The sequence below is a fragment of the Candidatus Nitrosarchaeum limnium BG20 genome (genome assembly GCF_000241145.1).
Classification (GTDB): domain Archaea; phylum Thermoproteota; class Nitrososphaeria; order Nitrososphaerales; family Nitrosopumilaceae; genus Nitrosarchaeum; species Nitrosarchaeum limnae.
The window spans coordinates 1-1,538 of record NZ_AHJG01000061.1; the positions used below are offsets into that span (position 1 = coordinate 1).

The 1,538-nt window shown below is 32.3% G+C and carries 1 protein-coding gene; it reads left to right on the plus strand.

Features of this window, described 5'->3' with window-relative positions; genetic code table 11:
• Window positions 1-174: 174 nt before the first annotated feature.
• Window positions 175-1,538 (plus strand): lamin tail domain-containing protein (locus tag BG20_RS02130; protein ID WP_010190271.1); only part of this gene is annotated, 1,364 nt, incomplete at its 3' end.

Consider the following 1,538-nt stretch of genomic DNA (forward strand, 5'->3'; position numbering starts at 1 on the left):
AGAATTTTCTTTTAAGAATTATTCATACGCAGACCCTAAATATTATAAATTCTTTAAAATACGCATGAAAAACATATCTCAAGTCCCTCAATTGAGGTCAACTTTAACAACTAGCTCAACTTTTCCTCAATTCCATTCTAAAATGAGACTTTTATCGAATCAATACAGGAAAACATGAAAAATATCTTAATTTTATTTTCTATTTTGCTATTTAGTGGGTTGATTCTTACTGCAAATGCTCAATCTGTAAATCATGTGGTGATAAATGAAGTTGATACTAATCCACCAGGGGATGATTCTAAATCCATCTCTGAGTGGGTCGAGCTTTACAATCCTACCAATTCCAAAATTGATATTAGTGGTTGGAAAATTGCATCAACTTCTGGAATGAAAAAAACACTTAGTATACCAACTGGAACATTTATTGAATCTGGAAAATTTCTGACATTTACATTTGATAGTTTATGGTTTACCGATAATAATGAAGTAGTTGAATTAAAAGATAAAAATGGAGTATCTATAGACAAAACTCCCCTTATTTCTGATCTAAAAAGTGATTTCACATCTTGGCAAAGAATCTATGATGGATATGATTCTGACAGTGTATCTGATTGGAAATTTGTAACTTCTACCGCTGGCTCTACAAATGGAAAATTAACAGCAGTAAAGGAGACTGATGCTCTTTCTATAACTGTATCTTCTGCAAAGTCTTCATACTTGTTTGGTGAAACAGCTATCATTCAGGGAAAAGTGTCTAAACAAGTATTCATAGAAAAACCTTATTTTCATTCAGATGAAATTATTGTAAAGATCTCTGGTCCAAGTTATGACAAAACGATATCCCTTTATCCAGATCTGAATTTGAATTATAAAACTTCATTTAGTCTTCAACAGGTCCTTGGAATTAACAAGGGTACTTACTCCGTTTTAGTGAGTTATGGTGGCGCAACATCTCAAACAAGTTTTTCAGTCGGTGATAAACTTGTTGTTGAAACAATACCTGAGGAAAGTACCCTTAGTATTACAACTAACAAATCTCAATATCTTCCCGGTGATACTCTGAGTCTAACTGGAATCACTTCCAAAGTTATTCCATTTGAAGGACTAAAATTTACAATAAAAGATCCGAATGGAAACATTATCTCAACTGGAAGTTTGTATCCGACAAACGGTAAATTTTCTACAAACATATTTCTAAGTACTGTAAATCCAATCTATGGCAAGTATTCTGTAACTGCCGAATATTTTGATAAAGGTGCAATTTCATTTTTTGATTTAGTAAAAGACATCAAAGAAGAAAAGGCAATCTCTTTGTGGACTGATAAAGATGCTTACAATTTGGGTGAAACCGTAACAGTAACTGGTAGATTGAATCAACTTTGGATAGCATTTGTTGATCTAGGCATTACTCAAACTAAAAATATTTCATCAACAAATACTGGTGACATCATAGCACCATTGAAAATTTCAGATACTTTGAAAATATCTGGAGATGGTTCTTTTACCTATTCCTTCAAAATTCCAGATAATAGCAATGG